Genomic DNA, 20,283 nt, shown 5'->3' with positions numbered 1-20,283 from the left:
AAAACACCCAGGCGCCATGTAGTCGCTAGCTTGATGAGTACGGAGAGAGATCAAGACCATGAGCGAACTCCAGCGCCTTAAGGGGCAGCTGCCGCCAGAGATGCAGAGCTGGGTGTTCGTGGAGGCGGCAGCAGCGGTAGATCCACCGCTCATCACCCTCGAGGAAATCGGACGCGATGAGGTCGAGATCCAAATCGATCTCGAACAATGGGACAATTTCGCTCTCGACCATCGCAACTTGCTCTTTTGGCATGAAGTGGGTCGAGTCCAGAACGACACCATTCCTCGCGATGGCTGGGAAATGGCTGCTCTAGCCATCGGCCTCGGCGGTGCAATTGGTGAACTCTGGGTTCAAGACGGATTGTTGCTATTAATGGCCCTAGGTCTTTCGGGCTTCGCTGGATATCGGCTCTATTTAAAGAACAACTCTGAAAAGCGGCTTCAGGATGCAATCGCTGCCGATGAACGGGCTATCGATCTGGCCTGTCGTTTTAATTACAGCGTGCCGAATGCCTACAAGAGCCTCGGGGGAGCCCTAAAGGAGCTTGTGGAACAAACCCGCAAAAAGAAGAAGCGAAGCTTCTATGAAGATCGATTGGAAGCCCTTAGAAAAAGTGCTGGAAAAGCTCGAGCAGAGATGGCTGAACAGGAAGGATCTCGCCAATCCGTAAGCAGTGAGAACGTCTATGGATAGTGAACAGCTAGCAGAAATGGCCGCTGAAGCCTGCGACGATCGCAAAGCTACAGACATTCAACTAATCCGAATCGATGAGGTCTCCAGCCTGGCGGACTGGATGGTGATTGCCGGAGGACTGTCTGAAGTCCAAGTACGAGCAATTGCTAAATCTGTGGAAGATCGCCTTGAGGTAGAAGCCGATCGATTGCCATTGAGAAGCGAAGGTCTTAATGAAGGGAAATGGGCTCTGCTCGATTACGGCGAATTAATCGTGCATGTTCTACAGCCAAGCGAACGAGGCTTTTACGACCTGGAAGCCTTCTGGAGTCATGGAAAGCATCACGGCTTCATGAGCTCGAATCTCTCTCAAGCATCCTGAGACTTAAAAACACCACTTTGAATGAGTAGCAATTAACACCAACTCAAAGTTCCATTGCTTGGTTATTTGGCACGAACCATGGACTTCATCACAAGATTCATCATCCAAGGGGGCGAGTCTCTGCCAGGCTCTCTGAAGCCCAAAAGTCTGCTTGAGCATGAATCTTCCAACCTGGTTCGGAAGCTCCCAGCGTTCGAGCACAACGCCTCTTGAAGTAAGCCTTAAGCGTGGCTCCAGCGTGGAGTCGATCCATCGCGTGCATGCTGTGGTTTGCGATGGGCGAGGGCGCGTCCTGATGCGAGCGGGCTGTGCAGACTTTGAAACCTTCATCCGTTCAGCTCTAAAGCCCTTTCAAGCACTGCCATTTTTGAGTAGTGGTGCAGCAGAGCAAATGAACTGTGGCGAAAAAGGATTGGCAATCTGCTGTGGATCCCATTCAGGGACACCCGCCCATGCCCGCGAAGCCTTCAGGTTGCTTTGGAATGCCGAGCTAGACCCAAGCCTGCTGCAATGCCCGATTCCCAAAGGAGGCACGAGCCCGCTAGAGCACAACTGCTCCGGGAAACATGCTGGCTTTCTTGCGACGAGCAAGAAAATGGGTTGGCCCCTTGATTCATACCTGCAAGGCAACCATCCTCTGCAAGTGGAAGTGAATCGACGCATAGCCGAACTGCTTGGGCTACCGGCCGACGAGCTCGTAGCTGCCAGGGATGACTGTGGGGCACCAACCCTTCGCCTACGGCTAGACCAAATAGCTCTGCTCTATGCCCATCTCGGGGCATCACGTCAGGCAGAAATGGAACAAGTGATTAGGGCAATGTTGGCCCATCCTGAACTCGTAGCAGGAGAAGGCCGATTTGACACTGAGCTCATGCGACGAGCTCACGGACAAATCGTGAGCAAGGGTGGAGCAGAAGGTGTCCAATGTCTAAGCCGCGTTGGTGAAGGGATGGGTGTGGCGATCAAAGTAGAAGACGGATCCAAACGAGCAAAACACGCTGTAGCGCTCCACCTGCTTCGCCAACTTGATTGGCTCACCCCAACTGGACTGCAAGAATTAGAGGAACAGGTGTTGCTCATTGCTCCAGGTGTGCAGCTGGAAGTGGCCGGCGCTCTTCGATACCAGGAAACCTAAACAAAGACCAGGTTGGACAAGCCTCAAAAGGTATGCTTTGAGGGTCACCGCGGGGTAGAGCAGTCTGGTAGCTCGTCGGGCTCATAACCCGAAGGTCGGGAGTTCAAATCTCCCCCCCGCCACCAAATAAGACCCCTGTCCAGCAGGGGTTTTTTAATGTCTGCGACTGGGATCTGGGGAATCTAAAGAGAATAATTTCGTGCTTTACAAGGAGTCATAATTGCCCTTAAAAACCCTAGTAAGCACAATTTGGATACCCGGTACCGGGTACGTAAAAAAGGCATTTTCGTGGCATGCTGAGCACAGCTAAGAGCACTGATAGGAGATCCTTTTAGAACACTTCTGATGCTTTAAGCAGAGCCTTTGAGGCTGCTACGGCCTCTGACTTGTATAGATGGCCATACGTCTGGTCGAGCATCTGTCTGCTAGTCGCTGTCAACTCAGTCGCCATCATCAGTGGTACGCCTTGCTTAAGGATCCTTAGAGATGCAAATGAAGCAAAAATACCTGAGTATTTTCCCTCACAAGTAACTCCTGCCTGTTCATAGGAACGGAAGTAAAGTGGTCTCAAATGGTGGCAAGGATGATGATTTCCATTAGCAAGCCATCAAGCTGCTCAAGTCTTGTTTTCAGAGATAGGCGTAGAAGCTTATATCTATCCTCTCAGCGAAGGGCAGATGAGTGATAAACACAAAAACCACTGAATATTCATTAAACGACCAATGGCCTGGAGCGATCATTAATGGATCGGGAATTGGACATCCTCCCAGTTGCGGCTGTGCAGCTTGCTCTCAGGCCAATCAAAACAATGTAAACCTAGGCGAAAGTGTAAACAGCGGAAGTGATACATATGGCCAGGATTTAACAACAGACTTAATAATTGCACATGGTTCTTCCATTCCAGAAGACAAACTACTGGGAAGTTATCTACATAGTGATCAAGGTATTATTTACTTAGCTTTTAATTCTTCTGTTGATGAAACAAGACGCAATTGGTGGAAGGACGTTATTGCTGACACCGATTCGATTATCGAGCCAGAATTTGCGATTGTTGATCAGTCACATCCTTCTTCCCAGCTAAACATATACGACGATGTTGACCTTGGGGACAGTGCTGGAATGTTTACTGGGAGCTCTTATCAGTATCAAATAGTTGATGACAATATTATTTTAGAGAGCATAGTGCGTGAGAGTGAATCTAAAATTGAAATATCTCCAAATGCCTATTCCTGGTCATCATCTTTTGCTAACGCTGACGAAGCAGGATGGAAGCATGTTGCATACCACGAACTTGGCCATGCTCTAGGGCTCGAACATCCATTTAATATGGATGATGGGGACGGCGTCGCCTCAGGAGAGACGAATATAAATGACACGATTATGTCTTACACGTCTACTAAAGACTCAGACGGATCACCCCGTTTTACGACTTTAGATCAGAGCGCATTAATTGAAATTTATGGAGAAGAAACTGGGCAGATAGCCAATGCTCCAGACGGAGTAGAACTGCTACTGAATCAGGGGCCATTTAATACACACGCGACATGGAAAAGCCCTTCCATAAGTATAAGCTTGGCCCATGAAAGCGAAGGAAGTGATAGCTTTGGCTCATTGGAAGAACCAGGATCTGGCCGAGTCTCTTTCGCCCAACTTGAATTCAGGCGTCATGATGGATATATAGACAATGAACAAACACTCTCCATAGGGACAGATTTTGACCCTGGCCTTAAAAGGTATTATACAGGACTAGACCATGAAAACCTATCTAATTTCGTATGGGAACAGTATGTAGATACTCCAAACTACTTTGATTTATTTTGGCCGGCTACGCCGGACGGTAATTATTTTGAGAATGCTATTGAATTTGAGCCAGGCCAGGAATCAGCTTATTTGGATATTCAGATAGCTGCCGACAATCGCGTAGAGGATTATGAATCATTCAGAGTCTGGGATTTTAATAATAAAGACTCTACCTTGGCCGAGTTTCATATCTATGATTATGGTTCCCTACCCTCCTACTACATTACGACGTCAGCCGATTCAATCAATGAAGGGCAATCATTAACCACGACGATCAATACGACGAATGTAGAGGAAGGAACAGAACTCTATTGGCGTGTAGATAGTAGCAACATCACCGAAGACGACCTATCGGAAGGTCAGCTCAGTGGCTCCTTTATAGTTAATACAGATGAAACATTTAGTTTTGAACAGAGCTTTGCCAATGATCAAAAAATAGAAGGGCCAGAAAGCTTAAGGCTAGAAGTTTATTCTGATCCAGATTTCAAGCAACTAGAAGCTAATGGCCCTCTCGTTGAGATTATCGATACATCAACAACACCAGACCCTACATATTCACTGTCAACATCAGCGGAAGAAGTAGATGAAGGAGAAGAGCTAACGACGAGTGTTAGCACAGCGAATGTAGAGGAGGGGACCAAGCTTTACTGGCAACTTAGTGGTAATAACATAACTGCAAATGATTTAGAAGTAGGGGAATTAGAAGGCTCAGCTCAAGTTGATTCACAAGGCAAGGCGAGCTTCTCTCATACCTTTGCAGAAGACCTCACAACAGAGGGCCTTGAGAGCCTGATCGTCAAGCTATTCTCTGATCAAGCAAATTCTCAACTTCTTGCAGAATCATCCACTGTTCAAATCAACGATAATTCGACGACTCCTTCTACTTACTCGCTAAACACATCGACCAATGTTCTCAATGAAGGTGACACCCTAAATACAACAGTAAGCACCACAGATGTTGATCTCGGCACTGAACTGTTCTGGGAACTAGAAGGAGAGAAGATCACAGCAGATGATTTATCTAGTGGTGAACTCAGCGGCTCCAATCAAGTTGATGCTGATGGCAACTTCTCCTTGTCTCATACCTTCTCAGAAGACCTCACAACAGAGGGAATAGAAAGCCTGATCGTAAAACTTTTCTCTGATCAAACAGGAAATGAGCTGCTTGCTCAATCATCAGCTGTTGAGATTAACGATACTTCAAAGACTCCTCCCCCTTCAACCCCAGATCTCATCGCCACGTCTGATAGTGGCAACTCTGATTCAGACAACCTCACCAACGACAACACGCCCACATTCTCCGGCACGGCAAAAGCAGGATCCAGCGTTGAACTCTTTGCAGATGGAATATCTCTTGGCAGCTCAATAACCGATAGCAACAGCAATTGGTCTTACACCGTTGCTAATGATGCCCCTCTTGCTGATGGCTCAATCGCCATCACCGCAACTTCAACAGAAACGACAAGTGATTTACAACGCACGGCGATACCTGTTGCTTCACCAGTCCGCTCTGCGCATGAGAGTAGCAACAGCAGCGCCTTCGCGGCATTAAAAGACGACGGATCCGTTGTCACTTGGGGGCACTCAGTCTTCGGCGGTGATAGCAGCAGCGTTGCCACTGAGCTCAGCTCTGGTGTCAATCAGATCTTCTCTACTAGTACCGCCTTCGCGGCCTTAAAAGACGACGGCTCTGTTGTTACTTGGGGTAGCTCCGGCGGTGATAGCAGCAGCGTTGATCTTGAGCTCAGCTCTGGTGTTAACCAGATCTTCTCTACTCTTGGTGCCTTTGCAGCATTAAAAGACGACGGCTCCGTTGTGTCTTGGGGGAACTCCACCAGGGGCGGTGATAGCAGCAGCGTTGATCTTGAGCTCAGCTCTGGTGTCAACCAGATCTTCTCTTCTAAAGAGGCCTTCGCGGCAGTTAAAGACGACGGCTCCGTTGTGTCTTGGGGGCACTCCGACTACGGCGGTGATAGCAGCAGCGTTGATCTTGAGCTCAGCTCTGGTGTCAACAAGATCTCCTCTGCTGAGTACGCTTTCGCGGCATTAAAAGACGACGGCTCCGTTGTTACTTGGGGGAACTCCCCCTACGGCGGTGATAGCAGCAGCGTTTCGACAGAACTCAGCTCTGGTGTTAACCAAATCTTCTCTACTGATTATGCCTTCGCGGCATTAAAAGACGAAGGCTCCGTTGTCACTTGGGGGGCCTCCGATTCCGGCGGAGATAGCAGCAGCGTTGCGGATCAGCTCAGCTCTGGTGTGAACCAGATCTTCTCTACGGACAGAGCCTTCGCGGCATTAAAAGACGACGGCTCCGTTGTGTCTTGGGGCAGCTCGTTCTACGGCGGTCGGAGCTCGTTCCCGTCCGTTTCTTGGGTGGTAGATCTTGAGCTCAGCTCTGGTGTTAACCAGATCTTCTCTAATCGTGGTGCCTTGGCAGCATTAAAAGACGACGGCTCCGTTGTTACTTGGGGGAACCCCCACCTAGGCGGTGATAGCAGCAGCGTTGATCTTGAGCTCAGCTCTGGTGTCAACCAGATCTTCTCTACTTATAGGGCCTTCGCGGCAGTGAAAGACGACGGTTCCGTTGTCACTTGGGGGTCCTCCGGTAGTGGCGGTGATAGCAGCAGCGTCGCCGCTGAGCTCAGCTCTGGTGTTAACCAGATCTTTTCTCATGGCAGTGCCTTCGCGGCATTAAAAGACGACGGCTCCGTTGTGTCTTGGGGGCACTCCGACTTCGGCGGTGATAGCAGCAGCGTCGCTGATCAGCTCAGCTCTGGTGTGGTCTCCTTCGCGGATCCGTTCCACGATGATCGCCTGACCGTTACTACCAGCACTACTGATCCATCAGATCCCCTCAACCTCACCATTGATGCCACTGCTCCTGCCTTCTCCTCTGGTGAAACAGCCACCGCCATAAAAGAAAACAGTGGCGAAGCTCAAGTTATCTATACCGCTGCTGCAGATGATTCATCAGATGTTTCCTACAGCCTCAAACAAAACAACAACGACGATGCAGCATCCTTCTCTATTGATGCATCAACAGGAAAAGTAAGCCTCAAAGACGATCCAGATTATGAAACCAATCCCTCCTATTCATTCTCCGTATCTGCCACCGATTTAGCTGGCAATAGCAGTGATCAATTGGTTGACCTGAACATCAATAACATCTATGAAACATACATACTCAATACATCAACCAATGTCCTCAATGAAGGAGAGAGCCTAACGACAAATATATCCACCACAGATGTTGCTATCGGCACTGAACTGTTCTGGGCTCTAAATGGAGACAACATCACCCAAGACGACCTAAGAACTGGCCAAATAAGTGGATCCCATCAAGTCGGCGCTGATGGCAACTTCTCCTTGTCTCATACCTTCTCAGAAGACCTCACAACAGAGGGAATAGAAAGCCTGATCGTAAAACTTTTCTCTGATCAAACAGGAAGTGAGCTGCTTGCTCAATCATCAACTGTTGAGATTAACGATACTTCAAAGACTCCTCCCCCTTCAACACCAGATCTAATCGCTACGTCTGATAGCGGCATCTCTGATTCAGACAATCTCACCAACGACAACACGCCCTCATTCTCCGGCACTGCAGAAGCAGGATCCAGCGTTCAACTTTTTGCTGATGGCGTATCTCTTGGCAGCTCAATAACCGATAACAACAGCAATTGGTCTTACACAGTTGCCAATGACTCCCCTCTCGCTGATGGCTCAATCGCTATCACCGCAACCACAACAAAAGAAACTGAAACCAGCTCTTCTGATCCATCGGATTCCCTCAATCTCACCATTGATGCCACTGCTCCTGCCTTCTCTTCAAGCAGCACAGCTACACCGATAGAAGAAAACAGTGGCGCAGCTCAAGTGATCTATACCGCTGCTGCAGATGATGCATCAGATGTTTCCTACAGCCTCAAACAGGGCAACAGCGACGATGCAGCGTCCTTCTCTATTGATCCATCAACAGGAAAGGTAAGCCTCACAGACGATCCAGATTATGAAACCAATCCCTCCTATTCATTCTCCGTATCTGCCACCGATTTAGCTGGCAATAGTAGTGAACAGGATGTGAATCTAGGCATCCTCGATGACACTCCACCCTCAACACCAGATCTCATCTCTACGTCTGATAGCGGCATCTCGAATTCAGACGACATCACAAGCGACAACACGCCCTCATTCTCCGGCACTGCAAAAGCAGGTTCCAGCGTTGAGGTCTTTGCTGATGGAATATCTCTTGGCAGCTCAACAACCGATAGCAATAGCAATTGGTCTTACACCGTTGCGAATGACTCCCCTCTTGCTGATGGCTCGATCGCCATTACCGCAACAACAACAAAAACTACAAGTGATTTACAACGCACGGCGATACCTGTTGCTTCACCAGGCCGGACTACGCATGAGTTTCCCAACCAAGGCGCCTTCGCGGCAGTTAAAGACGACGGCTCCGTTATCACTTGGGGGAACCCCGGCTGGGGCGGTGATAGCAGCAGCGTCGCTGCTGATCTCAGCTCTGGTGTCAACCAGATCTTCTCTAATAGTTTTGCCTTCGCGGCAGTGAAAGACGACGGTTCTGTTGTGTCTTGGGGGGACTCCAGTAGAGGCGGTGATAGCAGCAGCGTTGATGTTGAGCTCAGCTCTGGTGTCAACCAAATCTTCTCTACTAGAGAAGCCTTCGCGGCATTAAAAGACGACGGCTCCGTTGTCACTTGGGGGCTTTCCGGCTACGGCGGTGATAGCAGCAGCGTCGCCGATGAGCTCAGCAGCCGTGCCGCTGAGCGACGACCTGGCAGCTCTGGTGCTAGCCAGATTTTCTCCACTGAGAGTGCCTTCGCGGCATTAACAGACGACGGCTCCGTTGTGTCTTGGGGGGACTCCAGTAGAGGCGGTGATGGCTTCTCGTTGACACGAGAGCTGAGCTCTGGTGTCAACGAGATCTTCTCTAATAATTACGCCTTCGCGGCATTAAAAGACGACGGCTCCGTTGTCACTTGGGGGGACTCCCGTAGTGGCGGTGATAGCAGCAGCGTTAGCGTTGCTGAAGATCTCAGCTCTGGTGTCAACCAGATCTTCTCTACGTCAGGTGCCTTCGCGGCATTAAAAGACGACGGCTCCGTTGTCACTTGGGGGGACTCCCATAGTGGCGGTGATAGCAGCATGTGGCGGTCCTTGGGGGGACTCCCGTACAGCGTTAGCGTTGCTGAAGATCTCAGCTCTGGTGTCAACCAGATCTTCTCTAATGATAGTGCCTTCGCGGCAGTTAAAGACGACGGCTCCGTTGTCACTTGGGGGGAGTCGTATTGGGGCGGTGATAGCAGCAGCGTTGATCTTGAGCTCAGCTCTGGTGTTAACCAGATCTTCTCTGCTTATAGCGCCTTCGCGGCATTAAAAGACGACGGCTCCGTTGTCACTTGGGGGGGCTCCAATTCGGGCGGTGATAGCAGCAACGTCGCTGCTGATCTCAGCTCTGGTGTCAACCAGATCTTCTCTATTGATAGGGCCTTCGCAGCATTAAAAGATGACGGCTCCGTTGTCACTTGGGGGTCCTCCAGTAGTGGCGGTGATAGCAGCAGCGTCGCCGCTGAGCTCAGCTCTGGTGTCAACCAGATCTTCTCTAATAAGTCCGCCTTCGCGGCATTAAAAGACGACGGCTCCGTTGTCACTTGGGGAAACTCCGATAGGGGCGGTGATAGCAGCAGCGTCGCCAATGAGCTCAGCTCTGGTGTGGTCTCCTTCGCGGATCCGTTCCACGATGATCGCCTGATATTTACTAGCACCACTACTGATCCATCAGATCCCCTCAACCTCACCATTGATGCCACTGCTCCTGCCTTTTCCTCTGGCGATACAACTAACCCGATAGAAGAAAACAGTGGCGCAGCTCAAGTTATCTATAACGCTGCTGCAGATGATGCATCAGATATTTCCTACAGCCTCAAACAAAACAACAATGACGATGCAGCGTCCTTCTCTATTGATCCATCAACAGGAAAGGTAAGCCTCACAGACGATCCAGATTATGAAACCAATCCCTCCTATTCATTCTCCGTATCTGCCACCGATTTAGCTGGCAATAGCAGTGAGCAGGATCTGAATCTAGAAATCAAAGATATCGATGGTTCATACATACTTTCTACATCTAGAGACTCCCTCAATGAAGGCGAGCAACTAACGAGCACAGTCAGCACACATGAAGTTAGTTTAGGCTCTGAAATTCATTGGTCACTTTCTGGCACTGGTATTAATCAAGGAGACTTTGCAGAAGGTGCATTAACAGGATCTGGGCAAACCGATGCTGATGGCAAGTTTTCCTTCTCCCATACGCTCAGGAATGATCAAACCAAAGAAGGCCCAGAGAATTTAGAGATCAAGCTGTTCTCTGATGATTTACGCAGCGATCAAGTTGGCAATACAGCCTCTGTAGAAATCAAAGATACTTCAAGATCAAGGGAATACGTCAGTCGTGGTGACTCGGCTTATGTGATTGTTGATGGGCCAACTTGGGAAGAAGCAGAAGCTAACGCGACGAAGTTGGGAGGGCATCTGGCTACACCTAACAATCAATTAGAGAATCAATTTCTTATTGATACTTATAAAAATAAACTATCAGTTCCAGATCCTAACTGGGGGAATGCGCCACGTTCTGGAGCATGGATTGGTCTTAGCAGTGATAAAAAAGGGGAATTAAATTGGTCTTCAGGTGAACAGCTAGATTCAACATATGACGCGCCTTATGGCGCTGGTCAATCTCAAGCTCATCAAGAATATTTAAAGGTTGGTACTAGAGGTGGATTTTATTTATTGATGTCAGACCCCTCAGGCCATGCCGAGAGGCATGGTGGATTAAATGGTTGGTGGCAGGAACCTGTTAATCATATTGAATTTTATGGACTACAGGATACTGATTTTTATGGGAATACCTCGGGCATTGCCGAAATATCCCTAGCCAGAAACAATCCTGATATTGCCAATCAATGGACCCCTAATCCACCAGCCACAGCAGATAGCGATCTGGAACTGAGCTATAGCCTCCATTCAACCAATGGCACTGACACGCAAACTGATCTCAAGCAACTTGCTGTTCTTGGTGATTCGGTTGATTGGCAAGACACCTATCGCCTAGACATCACAGCCAAGAGCTTGGCAGCTGGATACAACCTAGAAACCGCAGACATCACGATTAACTTTGATCCTTTTCTCTTTAATGAGATCAAAACATCTGACATCACGATTGGCGGAGATTTACCAATAGCGAATGCGGTACGCATCGATAATGATGTGGGAACCATCCGTATTGCTGCTGCAAGTCTTGGAGATCTAGATCCAGGAGATCTCTATGGAAACCATCTAGCCGATGCCGGATCGAGCATCGGCACCGATGGTGCTGTTTTGGCATCGATTGATCTGAACTTCAATGAGTTCCGCCTCGATACGCTCACGCAAAACTCCAATGGCAAGATCCTTGATCCCAGCACACCACTGTTCTTTGGCTTGAGTGCAAATCAAGATGAAACAGTCTTCTCTAAAGCTTTAAACGATGGCAGCGGTTTTGTGAATCGCGAGATCAAGAGCCTGCGTGATCTCGGTGGTGATTTAGCTGTTGATGGAACCAAAGTCACCCTGTATGAGGCAACAATCAACCTAGAAGAACAAGGCGATGGCTTGATCTTAAGTAGTGATCTTGAGATTGGATCCTATAATTCAAAACAAACAAATCTGGTCAGAGCAGGCGATACGATTACAGCCACAAGTGAATGGACCAATGTGGGCAATATTCAGGCCAAAGACATACAAATTACTGGCCTAACGAATGCCAATGCAAGTTTAACGAGCTCTGGTTTCTATATCAGTTCACCTGACGACAGTCAAACATCAACAAACCTCGAGAGTGGCAGCTTTGTTGATGGAGCATTTGTGCAAGCAGGTCAAGAAACAGCGCAACTGGTTGCCGATATCGAGATCACAGGTGCTGCAGGCAATGTTGTTGATCTCAGCCAAGGCATCCTCAGCCTTCAAGCAACAGGCTCAGACGTCTTTGAAAATCAAAAGGGCTCCAAAAACCTAATCACCTTCCAAGGCGATTTGAACTACGACGGCCGGGTCTCAATGAAAGATCTGGCTTATCTCAATGCTGGTGCTGCAAGACAACAAGAGGTCAGTGAGCATCCCGATGCAGTGGATGCCAATAGCGATGGCTTTGTTGATGCCAGTGTGGCGCGAGGAGTCGATGCCAACTTTGATGGCCAGATCTCGATGGCAGATCTAGCTGTCTTGGATGCCGATTGGGGCCAAAGCCTTCATCAAGCTTATACAGCCAACAATGCATCTGGAACAGAATCAAGCTTTATCGGCTCTGATCAAATCACCTGGCAGGAACTCGATAGACAGGGCACAACAGGCGATGCGACTTGGGATAACCAGGCCTTTCATATTCAAAATGGTATAGAAGCAGCAGCTAATGACTTTGTTGAATCACTCGAATCACCAGCGGCTGTGGGTGTGATCGGAGGAGATGGCAATGAAACAGCCAATGACGGCGGCATTGCTGGCGACTACTTCCAAGATCCGCTGACCGGTTAAAGCACCAAAAGAGAGCTCAACACCAAGACAACGCAAAACAACTAAAGAGCTCATAGAGCTCAAGTGCTCTATTGCCCTATTGCTCTGCAGGTAGCTGTCGCTGGCTGAAAATCGTTGTCTGCAACTTTTTGACTGAAATCGGTTCTGTAAAAAATTGCCTGCACTTAGTCGTGATCTGTTCGTATCTATGGAAAAAGAACTGCTCTAACCCAGGAGCTCTCAGTTGCACATCGGCATCCCATTTACAGAGGCCAGACCCTGTGGATGATGGGGAGGGGGCCTTTCTACGTACCCGGTCAGGATACCCGGTCATTTTTTTGCGTCAGTGACCCACTGGGATCTGCCCCTGTCTATTCGGGCTCATAACCCGAAGGTCGGGAGTTCAAATCTCCCCCCCGCCACCAAATAAGACCCCTGTCCAGCAGGGGTTTTTTAATGTCTGCGACTGGGATCTGGGGAATCTAAAGAGAATAATTTCGCGCTTTACAAGGAGTCATAATTGCCCTTAAAGACCCCAGTAAGCACAATTAGGTGAGTCAGTACTGACTCAGTAAAAAAGGCATTTTCGTGGCATGCTGAGCACAGCTAAGAGCACTGATAGGAGATCCTTTTAGAACACTTCTGATGCTTTAAGCAGAGCCTTTGAGGCTGCTACGGCCTCTGACTTGTATAGATGGCCATACGTCTGGTGGAGCATCTCTCTGCTAGTCGCTGTCAACTCAGTCGCCATCATCAGTGGTACGCCTTGCTTAAGGATCCTTAGAGATGCAAATAAAGCAAAAATACCTGAGTATTTTCCCTCACAAGTAACTCCTGTCTGTTAACAGGAACGGAAGTAGAGTGGTCTCAAATGGTGGCAAGGATGATGATTTCCATTAGCAAGCCATCAAGCTGCTCAAGTCTTGTTTTCAGAGATAGGCGTAGAAGCCAATATTTAGAAGATAAGCAGCGCTCTCAAGAATCTAAAGCGGATCTCTTGACTGCTTTTGGCTACTCGACTAACGAGCATGGTAGCGAATGAGCAAATCCCTTAGCCGTACAGATGCTTTAGCCCTGATTGAAGAACATTTAGGCAAAGGGAATCAACTGGCTAGTCTTGAGATCCCAGATAGCGTTACTTCGATTGGTGATAATGCATTTAAAGATACTCAGCTAACGAGTGTTGTTATTCCTGATAGCGTAACATCGATTGGACAAGGAGCATTTCAAAATACTGATCTGAATCCATCTGTTGAGATTCCAGATAGCGTTACTTCGATTGGCCAAGATGCATTTAAAAATACTCGATTAATTTGGGTTGTCATTCCAGATAGCGTTACTTCGATTAGTGATGGAGCATTTTCAGGCACTGATCTAATGTACATTGGTCTCGGTGATAGTGTCAAATCAATTGGTAACTATGCATTTGCTACTAATCCTCATCTAACAAATATTGAAATCCCAAATAGCGTTACGTCTATTGGCGATTATGCATTTTACGATACTCAACTAACAAGCATTTCAGTTCCAGAAGGAGCTGATATAAATCCTAATTCTTTTCATCCAACTGTTTCAATCAAGCTAAAGAATAAAACTCTAACAGCATTAGACGCTGAAGGCATGATCCAAGACCAGGGCAAGAATGTAATTATTCCAGATGAGTATGGATCAATTGGCGAACGTGCATTTTATGAAACTGAACTGACGAGTGTTGTTTTTTCAGATAGTGTTAGTTCGATTGGCGAAAGTGCATTTGCTAATAATTCTCAGCTAACGAGTGTTATTATTCCAAATAGCGTTACTTCTATTGGTGATCATGCATTTGCTAATAATTCTCAGCTAACGAGTGTTATTATTCCAAATAGCGTTACTTCTATTGGTGATCATGCATTTGACAACACTCCACTAATAAGTGTTGAAATCCCAAATAGCGTTACTTCTATTGGTGATCATGCATTTGACAACACTCCACTAATAAGTGTTGAAATCCCAAATAGCGTTACTTCTATTGGTGATCATGCATTTTACAATACTCAACTAACAAGCATTTCAGTTCCAGAAGGAGCTGATATAAATCCTAATTCTTTTCATCCAACTGTTTCAATCAAGTTAAAGAATAAAACTCTAACAGCATCAGACGCTGAAGGCATAATCCAAGACCAAGGCAAGAATGTAATTATTCCAGATGAGTATGGATCAATTGGCGAACGTGCATTTTATGAAACTGAACTGACGAGTGTTGTTATTCCAGATAGCGTTACTTCGATTGGCTACGGTGCATTTGACAACACTCAACTAATAAGTGTTGAAATCCCAAATAGCATTACTTATATTGATGATCATGCATTTTACAATACTCAACTAACAAGCATTTCAGTTCCAGAAGGAGCTGATATAAACCCTAATTCTTTTCATCCAACTGTTTCAATCAAGCTAAAGAATAAAACTCTAACAGCATCAGACGCTGAAGGCATGATCGAAAACCAAGGCAAGAATGTAATTATTCCAGATGAGTATGGATCAATTGGCGAACGTGCATTTTATGAAACTGAACTGACGAGTGTTGTTATTCCAGATAGTGTTAGTTCGATTGGCGAAAGGGCATTTAGCCGTAATTATCAGCTAACGAGTGTTGAAATTCCAAATAGCGTTACTTCGATTGGTGATCATGCATTTGAAAGCACTCAACTAACAAGTGTTGAAATCCCAAATAGCGTTACTTCTATTGGTGATCATGCATTTGCAAGCACTCAACTAACAAGTGTTGAAATCCCAGATAGCGTTACTTCGATTGGTGTTGGTGCATTTCAAAATAATCAACTAACGAGTGTTTTTATTCCAGATAGCCTTACTGAGATTAGTGATGCTGTATTTAATGGGAATCCACTGACGAGTGTTGGGATCCCAGATAGCGTTATTTCGATTGGCAAAAGTGCGTTTTCAAGCACTGATCTAACAAGTATTGTTATTCCAGATAGCGTTACTTCGATTGGCAACAGTGCATTTGCTGGTACTCAACTAACGAGTGTTGTAATACCAGATAGCGTTACTTCGATTGGCAACAGTGCATTTGCTAATAATTCTCAGCTAACGAGTGTTGTTATTCCTGATAGCGTTACTTCAATTGCTGATTATGCATTTGGCAACACTCAATTAACAAGTGTTGTTATTCCAGATAGCGTTACTTCGATTGGTGATCAATCATTTTATGGCACTGAACTAACGAGTGTTGTTATTCCAAATAGCATTACAGAGATTGGTCGTCAAGCATTTTACAATACTCAACTGACGAGTATTGACATTCCAGATAGCGTTACTTCGATTGGTGATCAATCATTTTATGGCACTGAACTAACGAGTGTTGTTATTCCAAATAGCATTACAGAGATTGGCAATAGTGTATTTCAGAATACTCCACTAACCAGTATTGACATTCCAGATAGCGTTACTTCGATTGGCAATAGTGCATTTCAGAATACTCCACTAACCAGTATTGAGATCCCAAATAGCATTACGGAGATTGGCTGGAGTGCATTCGCAAATACTCAACTGACGAGTGTTGTAATACCAGATGGCGTCACATCGATTGGCTCTAGTGTATTTTCTGGTACTCAACTAACGAGTGTTGTAATACCAGATAGCGTCACATCGATTGGTGTTAGTGCATTTGCCAATAATTCTCAGCTAACGAGTGTTGTTATTCCTGATAGCGTTACCTGGATTGGTAGTGATGCATTTTCTGGCACTCAACTAACGAGTGTTGTTATTCCAGAAGGCATTCAAGTTCAAAACAGCGCTTTTGGTTCAGATGTTCTGGTAGAAGAAAGGTCAGTCATAAGAAATACAGATGCCATAACACTCATTGCCCAACAAGGGACATATGTAATCATTCCAGAAAGCTGTGGTTGGATTAGCTCTGCAGCATTTAAAGATACTCAAATAACGAGAGTTGTGATTCCAGATAGCGTTACTTCGATTAGTGATGAAGCATTTTACAATACTCAACTAACGAGCGTTCTAATACCAGATAGCGTTACTTCGATTGGCAACGGTGCATTTGCTAATAATTCTCAGCTGACGAGTGTTTTCATTCCAGATAGCGTTACTTCGATTGGCAATAGTGCATTTCAGAATACTCCACTAACCAGTATTGAGATCCCAAATAGCATTACAGAGATTGGTTATCAAGTATTTGACAATACTCAACTGACGAGTGTTGTTATTCCTGATAGTGTCACATCAATTGGCGATGGAGCATTCGCTCAAAATCCTGCACTAACAAGTGTTGAGCTGCCAGATAGCCTTGAATATATTGGTAAGAATGCATTCCAAAATACTCAACTGACGAGTGTTGTTATTCCTGATAGTGTCACATCAATTGGCGATGGAGCATTCGCTCAAAATCCTGCGCTAACAAGTGTTGAGCTGCCAGATAGCCTTGAATATATTGGTAAGAATGCATTCCAAAATACTCAACTGACGAGTGTTGAGATCCCAGATAGCGTTACTTCGATTGGAGATGATGCATTCAGCCAAACTCCACTCACGAGTATTGTTATAAGTGATGGTGTCAAATCGATTGGCAATAATGCATTTTCCGGCACTCAACTAAAGAGCGTTACAATACCAGATAGCGTTACTTCGATTGGCAATGGAGCATTTTACAATACTCAACTAACGAGCATTCTAATACCAGATAGCGTTACTTCGATTGGCAACGGTGCATTTGCTAATAATTCTCAGCTAACGAGTGTTTTCATTCCAGATAGCGTTACTTCGATTGGCAATAGTGCATTTAAAAATACTCAACTGACGGAAGTTGAGATCCCAAATAGCGTCACATCTATTGGTGATGGTGCATTTGCTGGTACTCAACTGTCGAGTATTTTGATTCCAGAAGATACTGAAGTACATGGTGATGCTTTTGATTCTTCTGTTGAAATCACAAGAGGCAAACCAGGGCCAGACGTAAGAACCAATCCCGATATTGCTAAAACATGGAACACTTATAAGACTCCACCCCCAGCAGATGCAGTCCTCGGAAATTCAGCTTATGTAATTGTTGATGGGCACTCCTGGGAAGAAGCAGAAGCCAATGCTGTAAAGCTTAATGGCAACCTGGTCACACTCAATACAGCAGCCGAACAAACATGGTTAACCAATAATTTCAATCAAACTATAATTAACAACGGAGACCCACTCAAAGGTGTTGCTGGTAAATGGACGGGGCTGACTACTGATCTGGCAGGTAGATACAAATGGAGTAGTGGTGAAATAACGCCTGGAAATGGAAATACCCTTCTTTGGCAAACCCCTCTATCTGCTATTGATTTCAATTTAGATGTTGGTCCACCTAGTTCACCCCTCAGCAGAGATTTCTTACAGACAGGCCAGCCTGGCAAGCATGCTTGGTTTGATACTGGTGGCAAACTCGAAACAAGAGCGGGGCAAGATTTTCTTACTAATCCATATGAGCCATATGGTGACCTGAAACCTGTTAATGGTTTCCCATATAGTGGCGGTATTGCGGAAATACCCCTTGATGTATATGGTAATTCTTTAGCAATTACTGCAGATAGCGACATTAAGCTCGGTTATAGCCTGCATTTAAACAACGGTACAGAAGTTGACAATGCTACTGGTTTAAATCAACTTGGTGTTCTTGGCGATTCTGTTGATCTAGATGATACCTATCGCCTGGACATCACAGCCAAGAGCCTTGCAGAAGGCTATAACTTAGAAACAGCAGATGTAACGATCAACTTTGATCCCTACTTGTTTAATGAGATCAAAGCATCGGATATCAAGATTGGTAGCCAGTTGCCAATTGCTAATGCCGTTCAGATTGATAATGATGCTGGCACAATCCGTATAGCAGCAGCAAGCCTTGGAGATCTTGCCGCTGGACAATCAATCTCATCAGAAAATGTTCTGGCGTCGATAGACGTCAATTTCAATGAACGTAATCTTGCAGGGCTCACTCAAAATTCAGATGGCAGCATCGACGATCCCAGCACACCACTGTTCTTTGGCTTGAGTGCCAATCAAGATGAAACTGTCTTCTCGAAAGCTTTAAACGATGGCAGCGGTTTTGTGAATCGCGATATTAAGAGCCTGCGGGATCTCGGTGGTGATTTAGCTGTAGAAGGAACCAAAGTCACCCTGTATGAGGCAACAATCAATCTAGAAGAACAAGGCGATGGCTTGATCTTAAGTAGTGATCTTGAGATTGGATCTTATAATTCAAAACAAACAAATTTGGTACGATCAGGTGACACGATTACAGCCACAAGCGAATGGACAAACGTCGGTAATATCAAAGCCACAGATATAGCGATTACGGGAGTTGCCAATGACAATGCAAGTTTAACGAGCTCTGGTTTCTATATCAGTTCACCTGACGACAGTCAAACATCAACAAACCTCGAGAGTGGCAGCTTTGTTGATGGCGCATTTGTACAAGCAGGTCAAGAAACAGCGCAACTGGTTGCCGATATCGAGATCACAGGTGCTGCAGGCAATGTTGTGGATCTAAGCCAAGGCATCCTCAGCCTTCAAGCAACAGGCTCAGACGTCTTTGAAAATCAAAAGGGCTCCAAAAACCTAATCACCTTCCAAGGCGATCTCAATTACGACGGCCGCGTTTCAATGAAAGATCTGGCCTATCTCAATGCTGGTGCTGCAAGACAACAACAAGCCAGTGAGGATCCCGATGCAGTGGATGCCAATAATGATGGCTTTGTTGATGCCAGTGTGGCGCGAGGAGTGGATGCCAACTTTGATGGCCAGATCTCGATGGCAGATTTAGCTGTCTTGGATGCCGATTGGGGCCAAAGCCTGCATCAAGCAGCGAATGGAACAGAATCAAGCTTTACCGGTTCTGATCAAATCTCCTGGGATCAACTCGATAGTCAGGGCCTAACAGGCGAAGCGACCTGGGATAACCAAGCCTTTAAAGATCAAAACGCTGTAGAAGCTGGCAATGACTTTGTTGAATCACTCGAATCACCAGCGGCTGTGGGTGTGATCGGCGCTGATGGCAATGAAACAGCCAATGACGGCGGCATTGCTGGCGACTACTTCCAAGATCCGCTGACCGGTTAAAGCAGCACAAGTGAGCTCAACACCAAAACAACGCAAAACAACAAAAGAACTCCATAGAGCTCAAGTGCTCTATGGCCCTATTGGTCTGCAGGTAGCTGTCGCTGGCTGAAAATCGTTGTCTGCAACTTTTTGATTGAAGTCGGTTCTGTAAAAAATTGCCTGCACTTAGTCGTGATCTGTTCATCCCTATGGAAAAAGAACTGCTCTAACCCAAGAGCTCTCAGTTGCACATCGGCATCCCATTTACAGAGGCCAGACCCCGTGGAAGATGGGGAGGGGGCCTTTCTACGTACCAACTCAGAGTACCCACCCAAAAATTTGCGTCAGTGACCCACTGGGTTTTGCCCCTGTCTATTCGGGCTCATAACCCGAAGGTCGGGAGTTCAAATCTCCCCCCCGCCACCAAATAAGACCCCTGTCCAGCAGGGGTTTTTTAATGTCTGCGACTGGGATCTGGGGAATCTAAAGAGAATAATTTCGCCCTTTACAAAGAGTCATAATTGCCCTTAAAGACCCCAATAAGCACAATCTGGTGCCCCGGTACCGGGGCAGTAAAAAAGGCGTTTTTATGGCATGCTGAGCACAGCTAAGAGCACTGATAGGAGATCCTTATAGAAC

General features: G+C 46.5%; 5 protein-coding genes and 1 tRNA gene. All 6 read left to right on the top strand.

Annotated features, from left to right (window positions below; genetic code table 11):
- Positions 1-58: 58 nt before the first annotated feature.
- A complete protein-coding gene (locus SIB41_RS04635; protein ID WP_063400572.1) occupies positions 59-694 on the top strand; it encodes a DUF3318 domain-containing protein in 636 nt (211 codons plus the stop codon).
- On the top strand, positions 687-1,055 hold the full coding sequence (rsfS, locus tag SIB41_RS04630) for a ribosome silencing factor (RefSeq protein ID WP_041384343.1): 369 nt from the start codon (positions 687-689) through the stop codon (positions 1,053-1,055). Before SIB41_RS04635 ends, rsfS begins: the two co-directional genes overlap by 8 nt.
- Before the next feature lie 157 nt (positions 1,056-1,212).
- The gene (locus SIB41_RS04625; RefSeq protein ID WP_413360831.1) at positions 1,213-2,190 is read left to right on the top strand and encodes an asparaginase; all 978 of its coding nucleotides are present in this window, start codon (positions 1,213-1,215) and stop codon (positions 2,188-2,190) included.
- Positions 2,191-2,238: 48 nt separating this feature from the next.
- A tRNA-Met gene (locus SIB41_RS04620) sits at positions 2,239-2,315 on the top strand.
- A 556-nt stretch (positions 2,316-2,871) separates the two neighbouring features.
- Positions 2,872-12,582: an Ig-like domain-containing protein gene (locus SIB41_RS04615; RefSeq protein ID WP_413360828.1), complete on the top strand. Its 9,711-nt coding sequence runs from the start codon at positions 2,872-2,874 to the stop codon at positions 12,580-12,582.
- A gap of 1,017 nt (positions 12,583-13,599) precedes the next feature.
- Entirely contained in the window at positions 13,600-19,665 is a 6,066-nt protein-coding gene (locus tag SIB41_RS04610) for a leucine-rich repeat protein (protein WP_413360826.1), read from the top strand.
- Positions 19,666-20,283: the final 618 nt, after the last annotated feature.

This window comes from Prochlorococcus sp. MIT 1201, from assembly GCF_047303415.1.
GTDB lineage: Bacteria > Cyanobacteriota > Cyanobacteriia > PCC-6307 > Cyanobiaceae > Prochlorococcus > Prochlorococcus marinus_D.
Note: the sequence above shows the minus strand (reverse complement) of the source record. Positions and strands in the feature narration are given on the sequence as shown.

Bases quoted from the DNA above. Each gene is read 5' to 3' on its own strand.
- SIB41_RS04635 (WP_063400572.1), top strand. From the start codon at position 59: ATGAGCGAACTCCAGCGCCTTAAGGGGCAGCTGCCGCCAGAGATGCAG.
- SIB41_RS04625 (WP_413360831.1), top strand. From the start codon at position 1,213: ATGAATCTTCCAACCTGGTTCGGAAGCTCCCAGCGTTCGAGCACAACG.
- SIB41_RS04610 (WP_413360826.1), top strand. From the start codon at position 13,600: ATGAGCAAATCCCTTAGCCGTACAGATGCTTTAGCCCTGATTGAAGAA.
- rsfS (WP_041384343.1), top strand. From the start codon at position 687: ATGGATAGTGAACAGCTAGCAGAAATGGCCGCTGAAGCCTGCGACGAT.